We start from the raw sequence: 16,825 nt of genomic DNA, 5'->3' as shown, positions 1-16,825 counted from the left end.
CACCGGCAACACCAAGGTGATGCGCCAGGCGCTGGAAGCCTCGCATCGCGGCTGGGGCAAGTCGGTCATCATCGGCGTCGCCGGCGCCGGCCAGGAGATTGCGACCAGGCCGTTCCAGCTGGTCACCGGCCGCACCTGGATGGGCACCGCCTTCGGCGGCGCGCGCGGCCGCACCGACGTGCCGAAGATCGTCGACTGGTACATGGAGAAAAAGATCCAGATCGACCCGATGATCACCCATACGCTGACGCTGGACGACATCAACAAGGGCTTCGACCTCATGCATGAGGGCAAGTCGATCAGGAGCGTCGTAATTTACTGAAGCAATGCCAAAGGGGCCGCGGGGCGATCATGCCCGCGACCGTTGTGGTTCAACATGGGAGGAAGGAAATGGCCGAAAAACTGCATCCGAGGATCGACAACGGGCTGCCCAAGGAAAGCGCTTCCTTCACCGGCGGCACGCTGGTCTGCGCCTGCACCAGCAATCCGGTCAAGGTGAAGGTCAAGGGCCAGATCGCCCACAACCACGCCTGCGGCTGCACCAAGTGCTGGAAGCCGGAAGGCGCCCTCTTCTCGGTGGTTGCCGTCGCCGCCACCGGCGATGTCACCGTCACCGAGAACGGCGACAAGCTGAAGGTGGTGGACCCCAGCGCGCTGATCCAGCGCCATGCCTGCACCGGCTGCGGCGTCCACATGTACGGCCCGGTCGAGCGCGACCATGCCTTCAAGGGCCTGTCCTTCATCCATCCCGAGCGCTTCGAGGAGGATGGCTGGTCGCCGCCGGGCTTCGCCGCCTTCGTCTCCTCGATCATCGAATCCGGCGTCGACCCGAGCCGCATGGACGGCATCCGCGCCCAGCTGAGATCGATCGGGCTCGAGCCCTATGACTGCCTCAGCCCCGGCCTGATGGACTATATCGCCACCTGGACGGCCAAGAAGTCCGGCGCTCTGCCGGCATAGTCCGCATTGCCGCGGTGGGGCGGCTTTATCACGGCAGTCGCGCCGATTGCGATCGCCGGCACCGGCGTGCCGGAGATCGCGACGACTGTTGGAAGCTATCGTAAGTGATTCTGGCGAAAAATGGCGGCCACACCGGTCCGTTGCCTACCACCCAAAGGGGATTATCTGGGAGAGATCGGCGATGTCGCCATAGATCATCGAACCTTTGACGAGAAAACACTTGCCAGCCAGGACCTCGAAGGGTCGGCTTGACGCAGTGCAAACTGGTGTGACCTTACGGTCTTTGGCTTCGGCATAGCCGACGCTGATCGCCAGGATAGCAATAGCAATGAGAGTGGTTTTGCTCATATTCAACCCGTAAAGCCAACTGGCTTCTAGAGCTGCAAAACCGGGTTGCCGTCCCCCAAATAGCATCGGGCCACAATGGCTTCATCCTATCGATTGGAGACGTAGGCTCATCTATTTGCCGTAGGCGGTTGACACGAAATCGGGAAAGGCAAAGCCCGCCACCGTGAGGCAGCGGGCCACGCGTCGGAAAAGTCTTCCGTTGCGTTATTTCCCAATGGCGAAAGAACCGCTCCCGGTTGATCCTTTGACGCAAAGACTGGTTAACATAGGAGCGCTGTTCATAATGGCGATGGCGGCAATTGGGCCCTGATCACCATACCGGCTAGTGCGGCAAAGCGCTGATGACGATGGCTGCATTGGCGGCGGCAGAAAAGTCGCTGCTCGGCGCTTGACGCGACATAAACGCGACATGGAGGCCGGTGTCTAAGTCCTCATAAATCCTTGAAATTGCTTGGCTGGGGAACCTGGATTCGAACCAGGACTAACGGAGTCAGAGTCCGCTGGTCTACCGTTAACCTATTCCCCAGCAGGCGCGTCCGGTAACGCGCGAAGCGGGCGGCTCATGCGCCGCGAGCGCTGCCTTGTAGCCGCCGCTCGAAAATAGTCAACCCCGCGCCGCAGTTCAATCGCTGCCTTTTTTCATTGGCGCGGCGAGGGCGCTTGGGAAGGCTCAGCCTTCGCCGCGGCTGTATTGCGAATGCTCGAAGAGCAGCACCATGCAGAGGCCGATCAGCAGCGGGATGATCAGGTAGAACAGGCGGAACACCAGGAGCGCGGCGAGCACTCCCACCGGGTCCATGTCCGAAAAGCCGGTGAGGAAGACCACCTCGAACACGCCGAGCGCGCCCGGCGCATGCGACAGCAACCCCACCGAGAAGGACACCATGAACACGCCGAGCACGACGAAATAGCCCGGATTGCCGGCCGCCGGCAGGGCAAAATAGATGATGGCCGCCGCCGCCAGCAGCTCGACCGGGCCGATCAGCAATTGCCGCGCGACGATCGGCAGCGCCGGATAATGCAGCTGGAAGCTGCCGATCTTGAGCGGCTTCAGATGCAGCCAGCTGCCGAAGATATAGGCCCCGACCAGGATCAGCATGGCAAGGCCGGCGGCTATTGCAGGCCCGCGATGCGGGGTGCCGGAGAAGCGGCCGATGATCTGAGGCTCCAGCACCAGCACGAGGCCCCCGACAAGCAGGCTGGAGAGCACGAAGGTGATCCAGCAGATCGCCACCAGAACGCCGACATCCTGGCCGGTGAGGCCCCTCGTGCCATAGGCGCGGTAGCGGATCACCGCGCCCGAGATCACCGAGCCGCCGATATTGTGCGACAGCGCGTAGGTGGTGAAGGAACAGAGCGTCACGAACAGCCACGACACTTTTTTGCCGATGTGGAGCAGCGCGATATGGTCGTAGCCGGCGAGCGAGGCATAGGCGACCACCGAACTCAGCGCCGCCAGTATCCAGCCGCGCGGCGGAATGGCGGCGATGCCGTCCCAGACATCGTCGATAGAGATGCCGCGTAGTTCGTGAACGAGCAGCCAGAGCGAGAACACCACGGCCGCGATGCCGATGACCGGCCAGAAATACCGCCTCCAGTTCATGGCGAGATCGTCATGCGTTGCTCATGAGTTGCTGTTGCCCGGCCCTCAATCCTCATTTGAGACATGCCCGATCGAAGCCGGCTATTCAACCGGGATGACAATGCCTCAACGTCATGTCGCCAAAAATCGGACCATGCGCTCTTGGTGATTGTCAAACGCGCTGCTAGTCTGTCGGCAACTTGAAACAAATCGAGGTGCCTGCTGCGTCCTTCCGGTTCGCGCGGCGCCGGAAGGAATTGAAGTGGAAGACCACGACACCGGCGCCGGCGCGTCGGAAGTGGGCACGTCTGGGGCATCGCCGGGGGGACCGGCGGGCCCGCCCGCAGGGCGATTCAGCCACCATGCGGGCGCGCGCGCAAGACATGCCGACCATCAAGCCGAGCATCAGAAGGGCGATCAGCCGAAGGGCAAGACGCGCAAGCGCCGCAAGCGCAGGCGCGGCCGCAAGGTTTTCGCGCGCGACGGGAACGGCGCCATACCGCACGCGGCGCCCGCCGCAAGTCCAGCAAGCCGCGTGCCCGAGCCGGCGCCGGTTGTGCCTCAGCCGCGGCCGCCAGTTTCAACCGTGCCGCGTCCGCCGCTGCAGGAACTGCCGGTGTTCGCGGCACTCGATCTCGGCACCAACAATTGCCGGCTGCTGGTCGCGGTGCCCGGCCGCCACGGTCAGTTCCGCGTCATCGACGCCTTCTCGCGCATCGTCAGGCTGGGCGAGGGGCTCTCAGCCAGCGGCAGGCTCGGCCAGGCCGCCATGGACCGCGCCGTCGAGGCGCTGAAAATCTGCGGCGACAAGCTGCGCAACCGCAAGATCAGGAAGGCGAGGCTGATAGCCACCGAGGCCTGCCGCTCCGCCGAAAACGGCGTCGAGTTCCTCGAACGCGTTGAGCGCGAGGCAGGGCTGAAGCTGGAGATCATCGACCGCCAGACCGAGGCCCGGCTTGCCGTCTCCGGCTGCGGCTCGCTGGTCGAGCGCGACACGCGCGGCGTGGTACTGTTCGACATCGGCGGCGGTTCGTCAGAGATCGCGCTGATCGACCTCACCCGCGGCCAGCGCTCGCCGCGGCTCGCCAACCACATCGTCTCCTGGACCTCGCTGCCCGTGGGTGTGGTCTCGCTCGCCGAGCGTTTCGGCGGCCGCACGGTGACGCGCGAGACCTTCACCGCCATGGTCGATGACGTCGCGGTGCGGCTGAAAGCCTTCGACGGGCGCGACCGGCTGGAGCATGTGCTCGCCAGCCCCCAGTTCCATCTGCTCGGTACCTCTGGCACGGTGACGACGCTCGCCGGCGTCCATCTCGACCTCGAGCGCTACGATCGCCGCCGGGTCGACGGGCTGTGGATGGACCGCACAAGCGTCGACCGCATGGTGGAAAAACTGATCGGCTGGGACTTCCAGCAGCGCGTCGCCAACCCGTGCATCGGCGCCGACCGCGCCGACCTGGTGCTTGCCGGCTGCGCTATCCTGGAGGCGATCCGCGGCGTGTGGCCGTCCGAGCGGCTGCGCGTCGCCGACCGCGGCCTGCGCGAAGGCATATTGAGCGAGCTGATGGCCGACGACGGCGTCTGGCGCCATGACGGGCGCCGCGCATGATCCCAAAAAGTGGATTCCGGTTTTTGGAAAAGATCATGCGCAAAAGAGAACGTCGATGAGTAAAAAGCCCGAAAAGCCGGGCTCGGCCGGCATGCGCGTGCTCAAGACCAGGATCAAGAAGAAGAGCGGCCTGAAGGAATCTTCGCGCCGCTGGCTCGAGCGGCACATGAACGATCCCTATGTGCAGCGCTCCAAGGCCGACGGCTACCGCTCCCGCGCCGCCTACAAGCTGATCGAGATCGACGACAAGCATCACCTCTTGAAGCCCGGCATGAAGGTGATCGACCTCGGCGCCGCCCCCGGCGGCTGGTGCCAGGTGGCGGCGGCGCGCACCAAGTCGTCGGCCGAAAATCCGCATGTCGTCGGCATCGACTATCTGGAGATGGACGCCTTGCCTGGCGCCGCCATCCTGCAGATGGACTTCCTCGACCCGGAAGCGCCGCAGAAGCTGTCCCAAGCGCTCGGCGGCCAGCCCGACGTCGTGCTGTCGGACATGGCGGCCCCGACAACGGGACACCGCCGCACCGACCACTTGCGCACCATGTATCTTTGCGAAGTGGCGGCCGATTTCGCGTTGCAGGTCTTGAAGCCCGGCGGCCATTTCCTCGCCAAGACGTTTCAGGGTGGGGCAGAGAACGAGCTGCTGTCGCGGCTGAAGCAGAATTTCCGCTCAGTCCATCATGTGAAGCCGCCGGCCTCGCGGGACGAGTCGGTGGAGCTTTATCTGCTGGCGAAGGAGTTCAAGGGCTAGCGCCTAACCTTCTCCCCTTGTGCTCCCCTTGTGGGAGAAGGTGTCGCCGAAGGCGACGGATGAGGGGTGTTCCAGGGAACGCGAACGCCTCATTCCTTCCAACACCCCTCATCCGTCTGGGCGCTGCTACTTCCCCGCAGTCCCCACAGTCTCCAGCGTCTTCGGCGTTGTCAGCCGGCCATGGCCCGACACCGCGTTGCCGGCATCGGGCGCCAGCCGCATGAAGGTGAGCGAGGCGATCGCCGACACCGCCGCGACGACGAAGAAAGCGATGTGGAAGTCGCTCAGCGTCAGCGGTCCGCGATGGATCGAGGTCGACACTTCGAGGATGCCGCCGGCCAGCGCCACGCCGAGCGCGATCGACAGCTGCTGGAACACGGCGGTGATCGGCGTTGCCTTGCTGGTGTCGGCAGCCGAGATTTCGGCATAGGAGAGCGCGTTGACGCCGGTGAAGAACATCGAGCGGATGAAGCCGCCGACCAGCAATATCGCGAGCATCAGCGCGTAAGGAGTCTCGGGGGTGAAGAGGCCGTAGATGGCGATCGAGCCGGCGGCTATCAGCGAACCCCAGATCAGCACCCGCCGGAACCCTGCGACCCGGAAAAGCAGCGCGGTCACGAACTTCATGCCGATGGCGCCGACCGCCGAGACGAAGGTGATCATGCCGGACTGGAACGGCGTCAGCCCGAAGCCGATCTGGAACATCAGCGGCAGCAGGAAAGGCACCGCGCCGATGCCGATGCGGAACAGCGAGCCGCCGAGCACGGAGGAGCGGAACACCTGGTTGCGGAACAGCGTCAGCGCCAGCAGCGGGTTTTCGGCACGCCGTGCATGGAGCAGGTAGAGCACGCCCGAAACCACGCCGACGGCAACCGTGATGAAGCCGACGATCGGCGGCAAGGCAGGCAGGCTGACCACCGAGAGGCCGAAGACGATGCCGGACGCCGCAACGCCGCTGAGCACGAAGCCGGGAAAATCGAGCGGCGGCGTCTCGGCGGGTTCTGTTTCCGGCAGGTAGCGGGTGGCGAGCCAGATGCCCAGCAGTCCGATCGGCACGTTGATCAGGAAGATCCAGTGCCAGGTGAAATAGGTGGTGATGAAGCCGCCGATGGGCGGCCCGACCAGCGGTCCGACCAGCGCCGGCACCGTCAGCCATGACATCGCCGCGACGAGCTCGTTCTTCGGCGTGGTGCGCACCAGTACCAGGCGTCCGACCGGCGTCATCATGGCGCCGCCCATGCCCTGCAGGAAGCGCGACACCACGAAGGCCGGCAGCGAGTTGGCAAAGGCGCAGGCGACCGAGCCGGCGATGAAGACGGCAATCGCGGCGCGAAACACGTTCTTTGCGCCGAAACGGTCCGCCATCCAGCCGCTGACCGGAATGAAGATCGCCAGCGACACCAGATAGGCCGTCAGCGCCAGCTTGAGCGCGATCGGGCTGGTGTGAATATCGATCGCGATCGCCGGCAGCGAGGTCGCGATCACGGTCGAATCCATGTTCTCCATGAAAAGTGCGACCGCCAGGATGAGCGGGATGATGCGGTTCAAGGGGAGCGCCCTGATTTGACTTCGCGATTCTCGATGCCAGGCTGGGGGCAAGCCGGCACCCGGGCGGGTACCATGCATCGGCCCGGATGTCGCATTAAATTGCTGTCACTTTTGCGCGACTGCAACCACTGGTCGTCGTCACGACCCCGCAAACGGCTTGCCAAATGCGGACACATCGCTATTGTAGTGAAAATAACTACGTGCCGGGTGCAATGATGGATGAAGCTGTTTCTGCAGCCGATGCCAATCGCAGATTCTCTCATATCCTGCGTGAGGTACGTGAAGGCCATAGCTTCGTCGTGACCAGCCACGGGCGGCCGGTGGCGCGGATCGTGCCTGCGGACAAGCACGAAGGCGTTGCCTCTCGCTCGCGCGCGGCATTGCTGTCGCGCCTCGAACGGCAGCCGATCGTCGATGCCGGAGGCTGGACTCGCGACGAGCTTTATGAGGACGATCGGTGAAGGTCGCGATCGACACCAACGTTCTTGCCTACGCGGAGGGCGTTAACAGCGTGGAGAAACGCGACGTCGTTCTCGAACTGCTGCACAACGTTCCACAAGAGGCCGCCGTTATTCCGGTCCAGGTGCTGGGAGAACTGTTTAATGTCCTCGTCCGCAAGGCCGGAAGGTCGCCTCAGGAGGCCCGGGATGCGCTGCTTAGCTGGCGTGATGCGTTCCCGGTTGCAGGAACGACGCCGGAGGTGATGATGATGGCTGTCGATCTCGCGGCGGACCATCGTTTCGGCATCTGGGATGCTGCAATTCTCTCCACCGCTTCGCAAACGGGTTGCCGGCTGCTCCTGTCGGAAGACTTGCAGGATGGCTTCACCTGGGGCGGTGTAACCGTCGTCAATCCTTTTGCATCGCCGCGTCACGCTTTGCTGTATGCTTTCTTGGGTGCCGAATAGAACCTGACACGCCACGCAACGACCAGCTTTTCATCGGCGGCGGGACGTGTTACCAGCCAGCGCCAATCCTGAAAGGGAAGATCAGAGTCGGCGCTGGCCATTCCGGTCCAGCGCCTTTTCCGCATTCAAAAGGACTGGCCATGGCAAAAATCATCGAGACGTCCACCGGCGCGCTGGCGCTGACCTTCGACGACGTGCTGTTGCAGCCCGGCCATTCCGAGGTGATGCCCGGCCAGACCGACATCCGCACCCGCATCGCCGGCGACATCGATCTCAACGTGCCGATTCTCTCGGCCGCCATGGACACGGTCACCGAGGCGAGGCTTGCGATTGCCATGGCGCAGGCCGGCGGCATCGGCGTCATCCACCGCAACTTTTCGCCGGCCGAGCAGGCCGAGCAGGTCAGGCAGGTGAAGAAGTTCGAATCCGGCATGGTGGTGAACCCCGTCACCATCGGCCCTGATGCGACGCTCGCCGACGCGCTGGCGCTGATGCGCGCGCATGGCATTTCCGGCATTCCGGTGGTTGAGAACGGCGGCACCGGCGGCCACACGGTCGGCCGGCTGGTCGGCATCCTCACCAACCGCGACGTGCGCTTCGCCTCCGATCCGGCGCAGAAGGTCTACGAACTGATGACCCGTGAGAACCTGATCACGGTGAAAGAGAACGTCGACCAGGACGAGGCCAAGCGTCTCCTGCACAAGCATCGCATCGAGAAGCTGGTCGTGGTCGACCGGAAAGGCAACTGCGTCGGCCTGATCACCGTCAAGGACATCGAGAAGTCGCAGCTCAACCCGCACGCTACCAAGGACGCGCAGGGGCGGCTGCGCGCCGCCGCCGCCACCAGCGTAGGCGACGACGGCTTCGAGCGCGCCGAGCGCCTGATCGACGCCGGCGTCGACCTCTTGGTCATCGACACTGCGCACGGCCATTCGCAGCGCGTGCTGGATGCGGTGACGCGGGCGAAGAAGCTCTCCAACTCCGTGCGCATCCTGGCCGGCAATGTCGCCACCGCCGAAGGCACGCAGGCGCTGATCGATGCCGGCGCCGACGCCGTCAAGGTCGGCATCGGGCCAGGCTCCATCTGCACGACCCGTATCGTCGCCGGCGTCGGCGTGCCGCAGCTCTCGGCGATCATGTCGGCGGTGGAGACGGCCGACAAGGCCGGCGTGAGTGTGATCGCCGATGGCGGCATCAAATATTCGGGCGACCTCGCCAAGGCGCTCGCCGCCGGCGCAAGTGCCGCCATGATCGGCTCGCTGCTCGCCGGCACCGATGAGAGCCCTGGCGAGGTCTATCTGCACCAGGGCCGCTCCTTCAAGGCCTATCGCGGCATGGGCTCGGTCGGCGCGATGGCGCGCGGCTCGGCCGATCGCTACTTCCAGGCCGAGGTCCGCGACACGCTGAAACTGGTTCCGGAAGGCATCGAAGGGCAGGTTCCTTATAAAGGACCTGTGGCTGGCGTGCTGCACCAGCTTGCAGGCGGCCTGAAAGCCGCTATGGGTTATGTCGGTGGGCGCGATCTTGCCGAGTTCCGCGAACGCGCCACCTTTGTGCGCATATCAAACGCCGGACTTCGTGAAAGCCACGCTCATGACGTCACGATCACCCGCGAAAGCCCGAACTATCCGGGCGGACTTTGATCAGGCTGGCGAACGGCCGGAGCGCCGGAACCTGTGGCGCGACTTGACCGTGACGGTGCTGCGCCTGTCGCGTCACGCGGCGGCGCTCTCCGTCGCCTCCGCCGCGGTCTTTGTCGCCATGACGGCGCTGGAGTTCTTCTACTTCCGCCGCCTGAGCGGCGGTCTCCCTTCGCTGGACATGCGCGTCACCGGCTTCACGCCTGACGAAGGCATGGCATGGCTCACCGCGCTCGGCCGGCGCGGCGGCGAGATCATCATCGTCTGGCACTATCTGACCCTCGACCTTTTGTTTCCGGCGCTGCTTTCGCTCACCCTGGTCAGCCTGATCCTGGCCTTTGGTCGGCGGCTGACCAATTTCCGCGCCATGCCGGCGCAATTGCAGGCGCTATGCGCGCTGGTCCTTGTGCTGCCCTACACGATCACCGACTACGTGCAGAATCTTGCCGTGGCGCGGCTCCTGTCGGATTTCCAGTCGGCCAATCCCGATTCGCTGTCCTTGGCCTCGTCGCTCACCGTCACCAAATTCGTGCTGCTGGCCATCCCCGTCGCGGTCGCCGCGGTGTTCGCGCTGGCAGTAAAACGGCGCTGACCGGACTTTCCCTTCTCCCCCTGTGGGAGAAGGTGTCGCCGAAGGCGACGGATGAGGGGTGTTGGCCGGGGCTCGACGGTGAAGCTAAAGGCTCTCAGAGCCTTACGGCAGATGTCTCGTTTCTTCCAACACCCCTCATCCGTCTCGGCGCTGCGCGCCGATCCACCTTCTCCCACAAGGGGAGAAGGAAAGGCGCTAAAGATCGAACACCGCAATCCTGCGCTTGTCGAACTTGATGCCGATCTCGCCGCGCACCAGCCTAAGTGCCTGCTCGCCGAACACGGCACGCCGCCAGCCTTGCAGTGCCGGCACGTCGGCGCCGTCGCCCTCGGCGGCGATGCGGTCGATGTCGTCGCTGGAGGCGAGCACCTTGGAAGCGACGCCTTCCTTCTCGGCGACGATGCGGAGCAGCACCTTGAGCAGTTCCGCCGCCGCGCTCGAGCCTTCCGGCGGCTGGAACGTCTTCGGCAGTTTCGGCATCGCTTCCTTCGGCATGGCAAGGGCGGTGTTGACCGCGCCGAGCAGCGCGGTTGCGGTCGACGACCGCTCCCAGCCCTTCGGCGTCGTGCGTAGCCGGCCGAGTGCCGTTGCGTCGCGCGGCGCCTGTTGCGCGATCTCGTAGATCGCATCGTCCTTGAGCACGCGCCCGCGCGGCACGTCGCGCTCGCGCGCCTCGCGCTCGCGCCAGGCGGCCACAGCCTGCACGATCGCCAGCTCTTGCGGCTTACGCAGCCGCATCTTCAGCCGCTTCCAGGCATCCTCCGGATGCGGATCGTAGGTCTGCCGCGAGGTGAGGATGTCCATCTCCTCGTTCAGCCAATGGGCGCGGTCCTCGCGCTTCAGCTCGGCGCTGAGATGCTGGTAGACCTTGATCAGATGGGTGACGTCGGCGAGCGCGTATTCGAGCTGCTTGTCGGAGAGCGGCCGGTGCCGCCAGTCGGTGAAGCGCGAGGATTTGTCGAGCCGCGCGCCGGTGATGCGCTGCACCAGCTGGTCGTAGGAGACGCTGTCGCCGAAGCCGCAGACCATCGCCGCCACCTGCGTGTCGAACACCGGATGCGGCACTAGATCACCCAAATGCACGATGATTTCGATATCCTGGCGCGCCGCGTGGAAGACCTTGATCACAGCCTCATTGGCCATCAGCCGGAAGAACGGTTTCAGGTCGATGTCGGGCGACAGCGGATCGATCAGCGCCGTAACGCCGGGCGCGGCCATCTGGATCAGGCAGAGGATCGGCCAGAAGGTCGTTTCGCGGATGAATTCGGTATCGACGGTGACGAATTCCGACTTTTCGAACGCCGCGATGACGCTCTCGAGCTCTTTCTGGGTGGTGATGACGTGCATCAAATCGCTTTTGGCAACATACTAGGTCTCCTTCAATTTCAGCCGCGGGCGCTTTCGTCAAGCCGCCGCAGGGTCAAGGCTCGCTCGATCCGTCGGAATCGCCGCTGCGTCGCGCCAGCCGCGCGAACACGGTCGATGTGCGCAAAAGCGCGGTGAAACGGCTGCGTCTGCCGGCCGGCACGCCGGAGCGCACCTGCATGCGGTAGAGGATGACGAGGATCAGCACCGTGTAGACGACGGCACTGAACACGAACAGGGAGCGAGGCCCGAAATATTGCATCGCCGCCGAGGCCGCGAACGGGCCGCCAATGGCGCCGAACGAGTAAAACAGCATCAGCGCCGCGTTGACCAGCACGAACTCGCCCTTGTCGGCGCGGTCGTTGGCATGCGCCGCCGACAGCGAATAGAGCGGCATGGCGAAGCTGCCGAAGATGAAGACAATGACAAAGTTGAGGAACGGGTCGGCGCCCGCCATGAACACCAGCGCAAGTGCCGCCAGCATGGCGCAGGAGGTCGTCGCCAACAGCACCGAACGGCGGTCCCAGCGGTCGGAGAGATAGCCAAGCGGATACTGGATGAGAGCGCCGCCGAAGATGCCGACGCTGACGAAGGTCACGACATCGGCGACCGACATGCCGATCTGCTCGGCATAGACGGGTGAGAGCGTGCGGAAGGCGCTGTTGGTGACGCCGACGGCGATGCAGCCGATCGAGCCGAGCGGCGAGATGCGCCAGACGCGCGGCAGGTCGACCTTGACGTCTTCCGGCGGCGTCGGGTTGGAGCGGTCGCCGAGCGAGACCGGCACCAGCGACAGCGTGATCATCATCGACATGATGGCGAAGATGGCGAAGCCGCCGGCGCCGAAGATCGGGATCAGGAACTGCGCGCTTGTGACCGAGCCGATGTCGACCATGCGATAGATGGCAAGCACCCGGGCGCGGTCCTTGTTGGTGACACCGGAATTCAGCCATGCTTCCATGACCGTGAACAGCCCGGCGAAGCAGAAGCCCCCGGCAAAGCGCACCGCGCACCACATTACCGGGTCGATGACCAGCACCAGCAGCAGCGTGCCCGCCGAGGCGGTCGCGGCGAGCGCCGAGAAGGTCCTGACATGGCCGACCGCCTTGAGGATGCGGGTGACGGCCAGGCAGCCGAGCAAGAAGCCGGCGAAATAGAAGGTTCCCATCAGGCCGATGACGGTGGCGGAAAAGCCTTCCTGGGCGCCGCGCAGCGCGATCAGCGTGCCCTGCAGTCCGTTGCCGCCAAGCAGGATGCCGGCGGCGATGAGGAGAGGGATCAGCGGGCGGATTGAGGACATGAGGGGAGGGCGATCACATGTTGCGAATCCTTCTTGGACCATCACCACCGCCAACGCCAGCGGCAATTGCGGCAGGCGGCAATGGCGGCCTGCGGGCGTCCTTGCCGCCTCGGAGTTAGAAGCCGTGTTTCAATCTTCCCGGCTCAGTTCCTCATCAGCGGCAACTGCCGGAGCATGTCGCGCATGGCCAGAGTGTCCCATGGCAGATGCTCGGTGATTGCCAGGCCAACGACGTCGCAGGCGCCAGCGACATCGACTTGATCGGGCAGCATGCGCCCCGTTGGAACGCCCGGATATGCATCGGGCGGTAGGCCAGGCTCGTCACCATTGCCCCCTCAATGCAGGCAACTGCAGGGCGGCGGGCCACGTGATGATTAGCGTCCTGCGTTGGAAGGTGGGCGTTGCCTCTACGCCAATTCAGATTGGCAACAAGGCGTCGGGTTTCACATTGGCGATCGAGGCATAGGTGTGCGTTTCCCGGACCCCGGGCAACGGCAGGATGACCCGCTGCAGGAAATCCTGGAACATTGCCATGTCGGCGATGCGCGCCTTGACCAGGTAATCGAAGCCGCCAAGCACCATATGACACTCGATGATCTCGGGTGCCCGCAAGACCGCCTCGGCGAAGCGGTCGAAGACATGCGGCGCCGTATGGTCGAGCCGAACCTCGATGAAGACGAGTTGTGCTTGCCCGATCCTGGCCGGGTCGAGGACGGCCCGGACGGCTCGGATGAAGCCTTCACTGAACAGTCGTTTGATGCGCTGCGAAGCGCCTGTCGGTGACAGCCCGACCCGGCGGGCCAGGTCGAGCGTCGTGCGGCGACCATCCTCCTGCAACAAACGCAACAGCGAGCGGTCGATACGGTCGAGGTCGTTCATTTTCAGGATTCGCATTTTTCAGCCAAGAATAGCGTGATAGTCACGCTGAAATATCCAAAATAGCATATTTCATCACGCGGTCAGGTGGCAATACCGTTGGCGGGCAACTCAACCAAAGCAAGGCCCGACCCATGACATCAGCCATAGCGAACTCCCGCAGCGCCCAGGCCAAGGGCGACACGCCGGTGCTCATTTTAAGCGAGGCCGAGGTGAAAACCTGCATCGACCTCCGCCAGCTTCTCGATGCGCTGGCGGACGGCTTCGAGGCGCTGTCCAGTGGCAAGGTCGTCAATCCGGCGCGGCCGCAGCTCGACATTCCCCAGGCAGGCTATTCGCTGGCGATGCCAGCCTGGATGGCGGGCATGCATCTGACGGTGAAGATCGTCAACGTGTTCGAGGGCAATATCGCCAGGGGCATCCCCAGCCATCTCGCCACCATCCATCTGTTCGACCCGCAGACGGTATTGCCGGTCTGCGTCATGGATGGCACCTACATCACCGCCGTGCGCACCTCCGGCTCGGCCGTGCTCTCGGTGCGCGAACTGGCCCGCCGCGACGCGAAAGTCGCGACAGTGGTGGGCGCCGGCGTCCAGGCCGGCCAGCACCTGCGCCTTCTCCCATTGGTCCGCGATTTCGCCGAGATCCGCGTTGTCTCGAAGGAGTTCGCGGATGCGCAGGCGCTTGCCGCGCTACATCCGGGTGTTGTCGCCGTCACCGATATCGAGGCCGCGGTGCGCTCGTCGGATGTCGTCTGCCTGGCAACACATTCCTATGAGCCGGTGATTTCGGCCGAATGGGTGCGGCCGGGCACCCATGTCTCGTCGGTTGGTGTTGCTCCACCCGGCGGCGAATTGCCGCTCGGGCTTGTCGGCGGAGCCGCTCTCTTCGTCGAGACAAGCGATGCATTCGCCCCGACGCCGGTCGGTTCTTGTGAACTGGCCGGCATCGATCCGGAAACCGGAACCGAACTTGGCGAGATGCTGCTCGGTGTGCGGCCGGGACGGGTCAGCGCCGACCAGATCACCGTCTACAAGGCAATGGGCGTTGCCATGGAGGACATGGTGGCGGCCGACCTCGCTTACCGCGAGGCGATTCACCGCGGAATCGGGAGCGTCGCATCGCTGTAGGGGGTGGCCGCCACGACGAGCCACAGGTGTAAGAGCGCATCGGTCTGACAACGGAAGGGCCGCTCATGCCTCGCCGGCTTGCGGCAGCATCTTCCGCGCCGGATCGGGCGCTTCGTCCGCCGGCACGGCGGACTTGGCCGGCCGCCGGCCGAGCGAGCCCGCGGTCAGCAGGCTGAGCGCGATGAACGGGATGCCGATGCCATAGGCCGAACGGATTCCCCAATGGTCCGACACGAAGCCGAGCAGCGGCGGACCGAGCAGGAAGGCGATGAAGGAGATCTGCGAAAGCGCCGCGACATTGATCGCCGCGGGGCGGTCCGTCCGCTGGGCGGCGGCCGAGATCGCCAGCGGGAAGATGGCGCTGCTGCCGATGCCCAACAAGGCAAAACCCAGCATCGACACGACCGGCGCCGGCGAGAAAAAGACGACGAGCACGCCGGCCGCCATTGTCGTGAGCAGCACGCGCGCCACGCCCCTCGGCGAATGGCGCTCGACAAAGGAGTCGGCGAAAAAGCGCGTCGTCGCCTGCGAGAAGGCAAACAGCGCCACCGTGAAGCCGGCGACGAAGGGGCCGGCGTCGAACACCGTGCGCATATAGATCGCCGACCAATCGATGCTGGCGCCTTCCAGGAGCATCGCCGAAATCGTCACCGCGACGAGGACGAGGATCGGCAGCGTCGGCCGCGCGAACATCGGCGGCTTGTCTCCATGGGTGGCGTAGCGGGCGGGCGCCGGCTGATAGCCGCCGAGAAACAGCGCCATCGAAACCGCCACCATTGGCACCACCAGCGCCAGATGTAGCTGCGGCGACAGGCCGAGATGCGCCAGGGCACCGCCGAACAGCCCGGCACCGAAGAAGCCCGCGCTCCAGAACGAATGCGCCCGGTTCATGATGCGGCGCTTGAGCAGGAACTCCGTCCTATCGGCCTCGACATTGAGGATGATCTCGACGCTGCCGATCATCAGGCCGACCGGCAGCAGCATCAGGAACAGCGCGACCGGGCCCGGCGCATTTACGGCCAGGGCGTAGACGAGCGCCAGAAGCGGGACGAGCCAGAGCAGCGCGCGGCGAAAGCCGACACGCTCCAGAAGCGGCGCGGCGAGCGTCAGCGCGGTCAAGGTGCCGATCGGCGTCCCGATCAGGCTGAGTCCCAGCGTGCCGTCCTCGATCGCCATGGCGCGCTTGATGTCCGGCAGGCGCGGGAAAATGTTGCCCATGGCGAAGGAGTAGATCGCGAAACCGGCATAGACGCGGTGCTGAGGGGCGAGCTTCAAGCCAAAAGTCATTGCGACATTTCCATCGGGGAAGGGTGAGGCGGCACAGCCGATCCGTTGTGACGTTTCTTGCATAAACATGCAAATCATGCAATAACATGCACAAAGAAATAGGATCGTGCATGCTGACCGAGGAACGACACCAATTCATTCGCGACCGGCTGGCGGCGGATGGCAAGGTGCTGGCCGGCGATCTCGCCGGCCGCTTCGGCGTCTCGGAAGACACGGTGCGTCGCGACCTGCGGGAACTCGCCAAAGCCGGGCAGTTGCGCCGCGTCTATGGCGGCGCGGTCGCCTTGGCGCCGTTCGCCGCGGCAACGATCAGCCAGCGCAGCAGTCACGCGGTCGAGGAGAAGCTGCGCCTGGCGAAGGCCGCGGTAGGCGTGCTCACATCGGGAAAGACCCTGTTTATCGATGGCGGCACGACCAACGAGGCGATCGCCAGGGCGATCCCGCGCGATATCGAGCTGACGGTGGCCACCAATTCGCTGGGCGTCGCATCGGCTCTCGCCGATCTGCCGTCGGTCGAACTGATCATGCTCGGCGGCCGATATGTGCGGGACCTCGGCACCTGCGTCGGCGGCGACACGCTTGCCGCCGTGGCGCAGCTCGGCGCCGATCTGTTCTTCCTCGGCTCATGCGGCCTCGATGCCTCGCGCGGCGTCACCGCCTTCGATTCGGCGGAGGCCGAAGTGAAGCGCGCCATGGCGAGAAACAGCGCCGGCATCGTCATCGCCGCCACCAACGACAAGCTCGCCACCTCGGCGCCTTATCGTGTCGCGGCACCCGACGCGATCCGCCATCTGGTGGTGGAAAGGACGGCGCCGGCTGACATCCTCGCCCATTTCCAGCGGCAGGGCGCTGAAATCCGCTTCGCGTGATCAGCCAAAGCCTCGGGCCTGTGTGACCGCTTGCCCGAGTGTGACCGCTTGCCTTGACAAA

17 protein-coding genes, 1 tRNA gene and 1 pseudogene are annotated in these 16,825 nt (G+C 64.7%); 10 read left to right on the top strand and 9 right to left on the bottom strand.

Annotated features, from left to right (window positions below):
* Nucleotides 1–322: pseudogene (locus RFN28_RS30700) on the top strand (S-(hydroxymethyl)glutathione dehydrogenase); the annotation flags it as partial.
* A gap of 68 nt (nt 323–390) precedes the next feature.
* Entirely contained in the window at nt 391–960 is a 570-nt protein-coding gene (gfa, locus tag RFN28_RS30695) for an S-(hydroxymethyl)glutathione synthase (RefSeq protein ID WP_320290889.1), read from the top strand.
* A 144-nt stretch (nt 961–1,104) separates the two neighbouring features.
* Here gfa and RFN28_RS30690 read toward each other — a convergent pair whose 3' ends face one another.
* The 3 genes from RFN28_RS30690 to RFN28_RS30680 form a co-directional block, all read right to left on the bottom strand.
* The gene (locus tag RFN28_RS30690; RefSeq protein WP_320290888.1) at nt 1,105–1,308 is read right to left on the bottom strand and encodes a hypothetical protein; all 204 of its coding nucleotides are present in this window, start codon (nt 1,306–1,308) and stop codon (nt 1,105–1,107) included.
* A 452-nt stretch (nt 1,309–1,760) separates the two neighbouring features.
* Nucleotides 1,761–1,834, bottom strand: a tRNA-Gln gene (locus tag RFN28_RS30685).
* Nucleotides 1,835–1,978: 144 nt separating this feature from the next.
* Nucleotides 1,979–2,911: a lysylphosphatidylglycerol synthase transmembrane domain-containing protein gene (locus RFN28_RS30680; protein WP_320290887.1), complete on the bottom strand. Its 933-nt coding sequence runs from the start codon at nt 2,909–2,911 to the stop codon at nt 1,979–1,981.
* Between the two features lie 241 nt (nt 2,912–3,152).
* Between RFN28_RS30680 and RFN28_RS30675 the strand changes: the two genes are divergently transcribed.
* Both RFN28_RS30675 and RFN28_RS30670 read left to right on the top strand, forming a co-directional pair.
* Complete coding sequence (locus RFN28_RS30675) at nt 3,153–4,499, top strand: Ppx/GppA phosphatase family protein (protein ID WP_320290886.1); 1,347 nt, start codon at nt 3,153–3,155, stop codon at nt 4,497–4,499.
* Between the two features lie 55 nt (nt 4,500–4,554).
* Complete coding sequence (locus RFN28_RS30670) at nt 4,555–5,250, top strand: RlmE family RNA methyltransferase (protein ID WP_320290885.1); 696 nt, start codon at nt 4,555–4,557, stop codon at nt 5,248–5,250.
* Between the two features lie 126 nt (nt 5,251–5,376).
* Here the strand turns inward: RFN28_RS30670 and RFN28_RS30665 are convergent, their stop codons facing one another.
* Nucleotides 5,377–6,798: an MFS transporter gene (locus RFN28_RS30665; protein ID WP_320290884.1), complete on the bottom strand. Its 1,422-nt coding sequence runs from the start codon at nt 6,796–6,798 to the stop codon at nt 5,377–5,379.
* Between the two features lie 215 nt (nt 6,799–7,013).
* Here RFN28_RS30665 and RFN28_RS30660 point away from each other — a divergent pair, with 215 nt between their 5' ends.
* The 4 genes from RFN28_RS30660 to RFN28_RS30645 all read left to right on the top strand — a co-directional run bounded on the left by RFN28_RS30660 (nt 7,014) and on the right by RFN28_RS30645 (nt 9,937).
* Nucleotides 7,014–7,259 carry a type II toxin-antitoxin system Phd/YefM family antitoxin gene (locus tag RFN28_RS30660; RefSeq protein WP_320290883.1) on the top strand — a complete coding sequence of 82 codons (246 nt, stop codon included), beginning with the start codon at nt 7,014–7,016 and terminating at the stop codon, nt 7,257–7,259.
* A complete protein-coding gene (locus RFN28_RS30655) occupies nt 7,256–7,705 on the top strand; it encodes a PIN domain-containing protein (protein WP_320290882.1) in 450 nt (149 codons plus the stop codon). Before RFN28_RS30660 ends, RFN28_RS30655 begins: the two co-directional genes overlap by 4 nt.
* Before the next feature lie 140 nt (nt 7,706–7,845).
* The gene (gene guaB / locus RFN28_RS30650; RefSeq protein WP_320290881.1) at nt 7,846–9,348 is read left to right on the top strand and encodes an IMP dehydrogenase; all 1,503 of its coding nucleotides are present in this window, start codon (nt 7,846–7,848) and stop codon (nt 9,346–9,348) included.
* A gap of 43 nt (nt 9,349–9,391) precedes the next feature.
* Nucleotides 9,392–9,937, top strand: a complete 546-nt coding sequence (locus RFN28_RS30645; RefSeq protein WP_320290880.1) for a hypothetical protein — start codon at nt 9,392–9,394, stop codon at nt 9,935–9,937.
* Nucleotides 9,938–10,132: 195 nt separating this feature from the next.
* Here RFN28_RS30645 and rnd read toward each other — a convergent pair whose 3' ends face one another.
* From rnd to RFN28_RS30625, 4 genes are all read right to left on the bottom strand, one after another.
* A complete protein-coding gene (gene rnd / locus RFN28_RS30640; RefSeq protein ID WP_320290879.1) occupies nt 10,133–11,284 on the bottom strand; it encodes a ribonuclease D in 1,152 nt (383 codons plus the stop codon).
* A gap of 73 nt (nt 11,285–11,357) precedes the next feature.
* The gene (locus RFN28_RS30635; protein ID WP_320290878.1) at nt 11,358–12,602 is read right to left on the bottom strand and encodes an MFS transporter; all 1,245 of its coding nucleotides are present in this window, start codon (nt 12,600–12,602) and stop codon (nt 11,358–11,360) included.
* Nucleotides 12,603–12,745: 143 nt separating this feature from the next.
* Nucleotides 12,746–12,874: a hypothetical protein gene (locus RFN28_RS30630; RefSeq protein WP_320290877.1), complete on the bottom strand. Its 129-nt coding sequence runs from the start codon at nt 12,872–12,874 to the stop codon at nt 12,746–12,748.
* A 145-nt stretch (nt 12,875–13,019) separates the two neighbouring features.
* Complete coding sequence (locus RFN28_RS30625) at nt 13,020–13,481, bottom strand: Lrp/AsnC ligand binding domain-containing protein (RefSeq protein WP_320290876.1); 462 nt, start codon at nt 13,479–13,481, stop codon at nt 13,020–13,022.
* Nucleotides 13,482–13,612: 131 nt separating this feature from the next.
* On the opposite strand from RFN28_RS30625, the gene RFN28_RS30620 reads away from it, so the two are divergent.
* Nucleotides 13,613–14,608, top strand: coding sequence for an ornithine cyclodeaminase family protein (locus tag RFN28_RS30620; RefSeq protein ID WP_320290875.1), 996 nt, complete (start codon nt 13,613–13,615; stop codon nt 14,606–14,608).
* Between the two features lie 63 nt (nt 14,609–14,671).
* On the opposite strand, the gene RFN28_RS30615 is transcribed toward RFN28_RS30620, so the two are convergent.
* Nucleotides 14,672–15,895, bottom strand: a complete 1,224-nt coding sequence (locus tag RFN28_RS30615) for an MFS transporter (protein ID WP_320290874.1) — start codon at nt 15,893–15,895, stop codon at nt 14,672–14,674.
* Between the two features lie 110 nt (nt 15,896–16,005).
* Here RFN28_RS30615 and RFN28_RS30610 point away from each other — a divergent pair, with 110 nt between their 5' ends.
* The gene (locus RFN28_RS30610; protein WP_320290873.1) at nt 16,006–16,764 is read left to right on the top strand and encodes a DeoR/GlpR family DNA-binding transcription regulator; all 759 of its coding nucleotides are present in this window, start codon (nt 16,006–16,008) and stop codon (nt 16,762–16,764) included.
* The last annotated feature ends 61 nt before the right edge of the window (nt 16,765–16,825 follow it).

Origin of the sequence: Mesorhizobium album (genome assembly GCF_033977205.1) — a bacterium.
GTDB classification, from domain to species: Bacteria; Pseudomonadota; Alphaproteobacteria; order Rhizobiales; family Rhizobiaceae; genus Mesorhizobium; species Mesorhizobium album.
Note: the sequence above shows the minus strand (reverse complement) of the source record. Positions and strands in the feature narration are given on the sequence as shown.

What these genes read in the sequence shown, in the direction of transcription:
- gfa (WP_320290889.1), top strand. Translation starts at nt 391, where the DNA reads ATGGCCGAAAAACTGCATCCGAGGATCGACAACGGGCTGCCCAAGGAA.
- RFN28_RS30690 (WP_320290888.1), bottom strand. Translation starts at nt 1,308, where the DNA reads ATGAGCAAAACCACTCTCATTGCTATTGCTATCCTGGCGATCAGCGTC.
- RFN28_RS30680 (WP_320290887.1), bottom strand. Translation starts at nt 2,911, where the DNA reads ATGAACTGGAGGCGGTATTTCTGGCCGGTCATCGGCATCGCGGCCGTG.
- RFN28_RS30670 (WP_320290885.1), top strand. Translation starts at nt 4,555, where the DNA reads ATGAGTAAAAAGCCCGAAAAGCCGGGCTCGGCCGGCATGCGCGTGCTC.
- RFN28_RS30660 (WP_320290883.1), top strand. Translation starts at nt 7,014, where the DNA reads ATGGATGAAGCTGTTTCTGCAGCCGATGCCAATCGCAGATTCTCTCAT.
- guaB (WP_320290881.1), top strand. Translation starts at nt 7,846, where the DNA reads ATGGCAAAAATCATCGAGACGTCCACCGGCGCGCTGGCGCTGACCTTC.
- rnd (WP_320290879.1), bottom strand. Translation starts at nt 11,284, where the DNA reads ATGCACGTCATCACCACCCAGAAAGAGCTCGAGAGCGTCATCGCGGCG.
- RFN28_RS30635 (WP_320290878.1), bottom strand. Translation starts at nt 12,602, where the DNA reads ATGTCCTCAATCCGCCCGCTGATCCCTCTCCTCATCGCCGCCGGCATC.
- RFN28_RS30630 (WP_320290877.1), bottom strand. Translation starts at nt 12,874, where the DNA reads ATGCTGCCCGATCAAGTCGATGTCGCTGGCGCCTGCGACGTCGTTGGC.
- RFN28_RS30625 (WP_320290876.1), bottom strand. Translation starts at nt 13,481, where the DNA reads ATGAACGACCTCGACCGTATCGACCGCTCGCTGTTGCGTTTGTTGCAG.
- RFN28_RS30620 (WP_320290875.1), top strand. Translation starts at nt 13,613, where the DNA reads ATGACATCAGCCATAGCGAACTCCCGCAGCGCCCAGGCCAAGGGCGAC.
- RFN28_RS30615 (WP_320290874.1), bottom strand. Translation starts at nt 15,895, where the DNA reads ATGACTTTTGGCTTGAAGCTCGCCCCTCAGCACCGCGTCTATGCCGGT.
- RFN28_RS30610 (WP_320290873.1), top strand. Translation starts at nt 16,006, where the DNA reads ATGCTGACCGAGGAACGACACCAATTCATTCGCGACCGGCTGGCGGCG.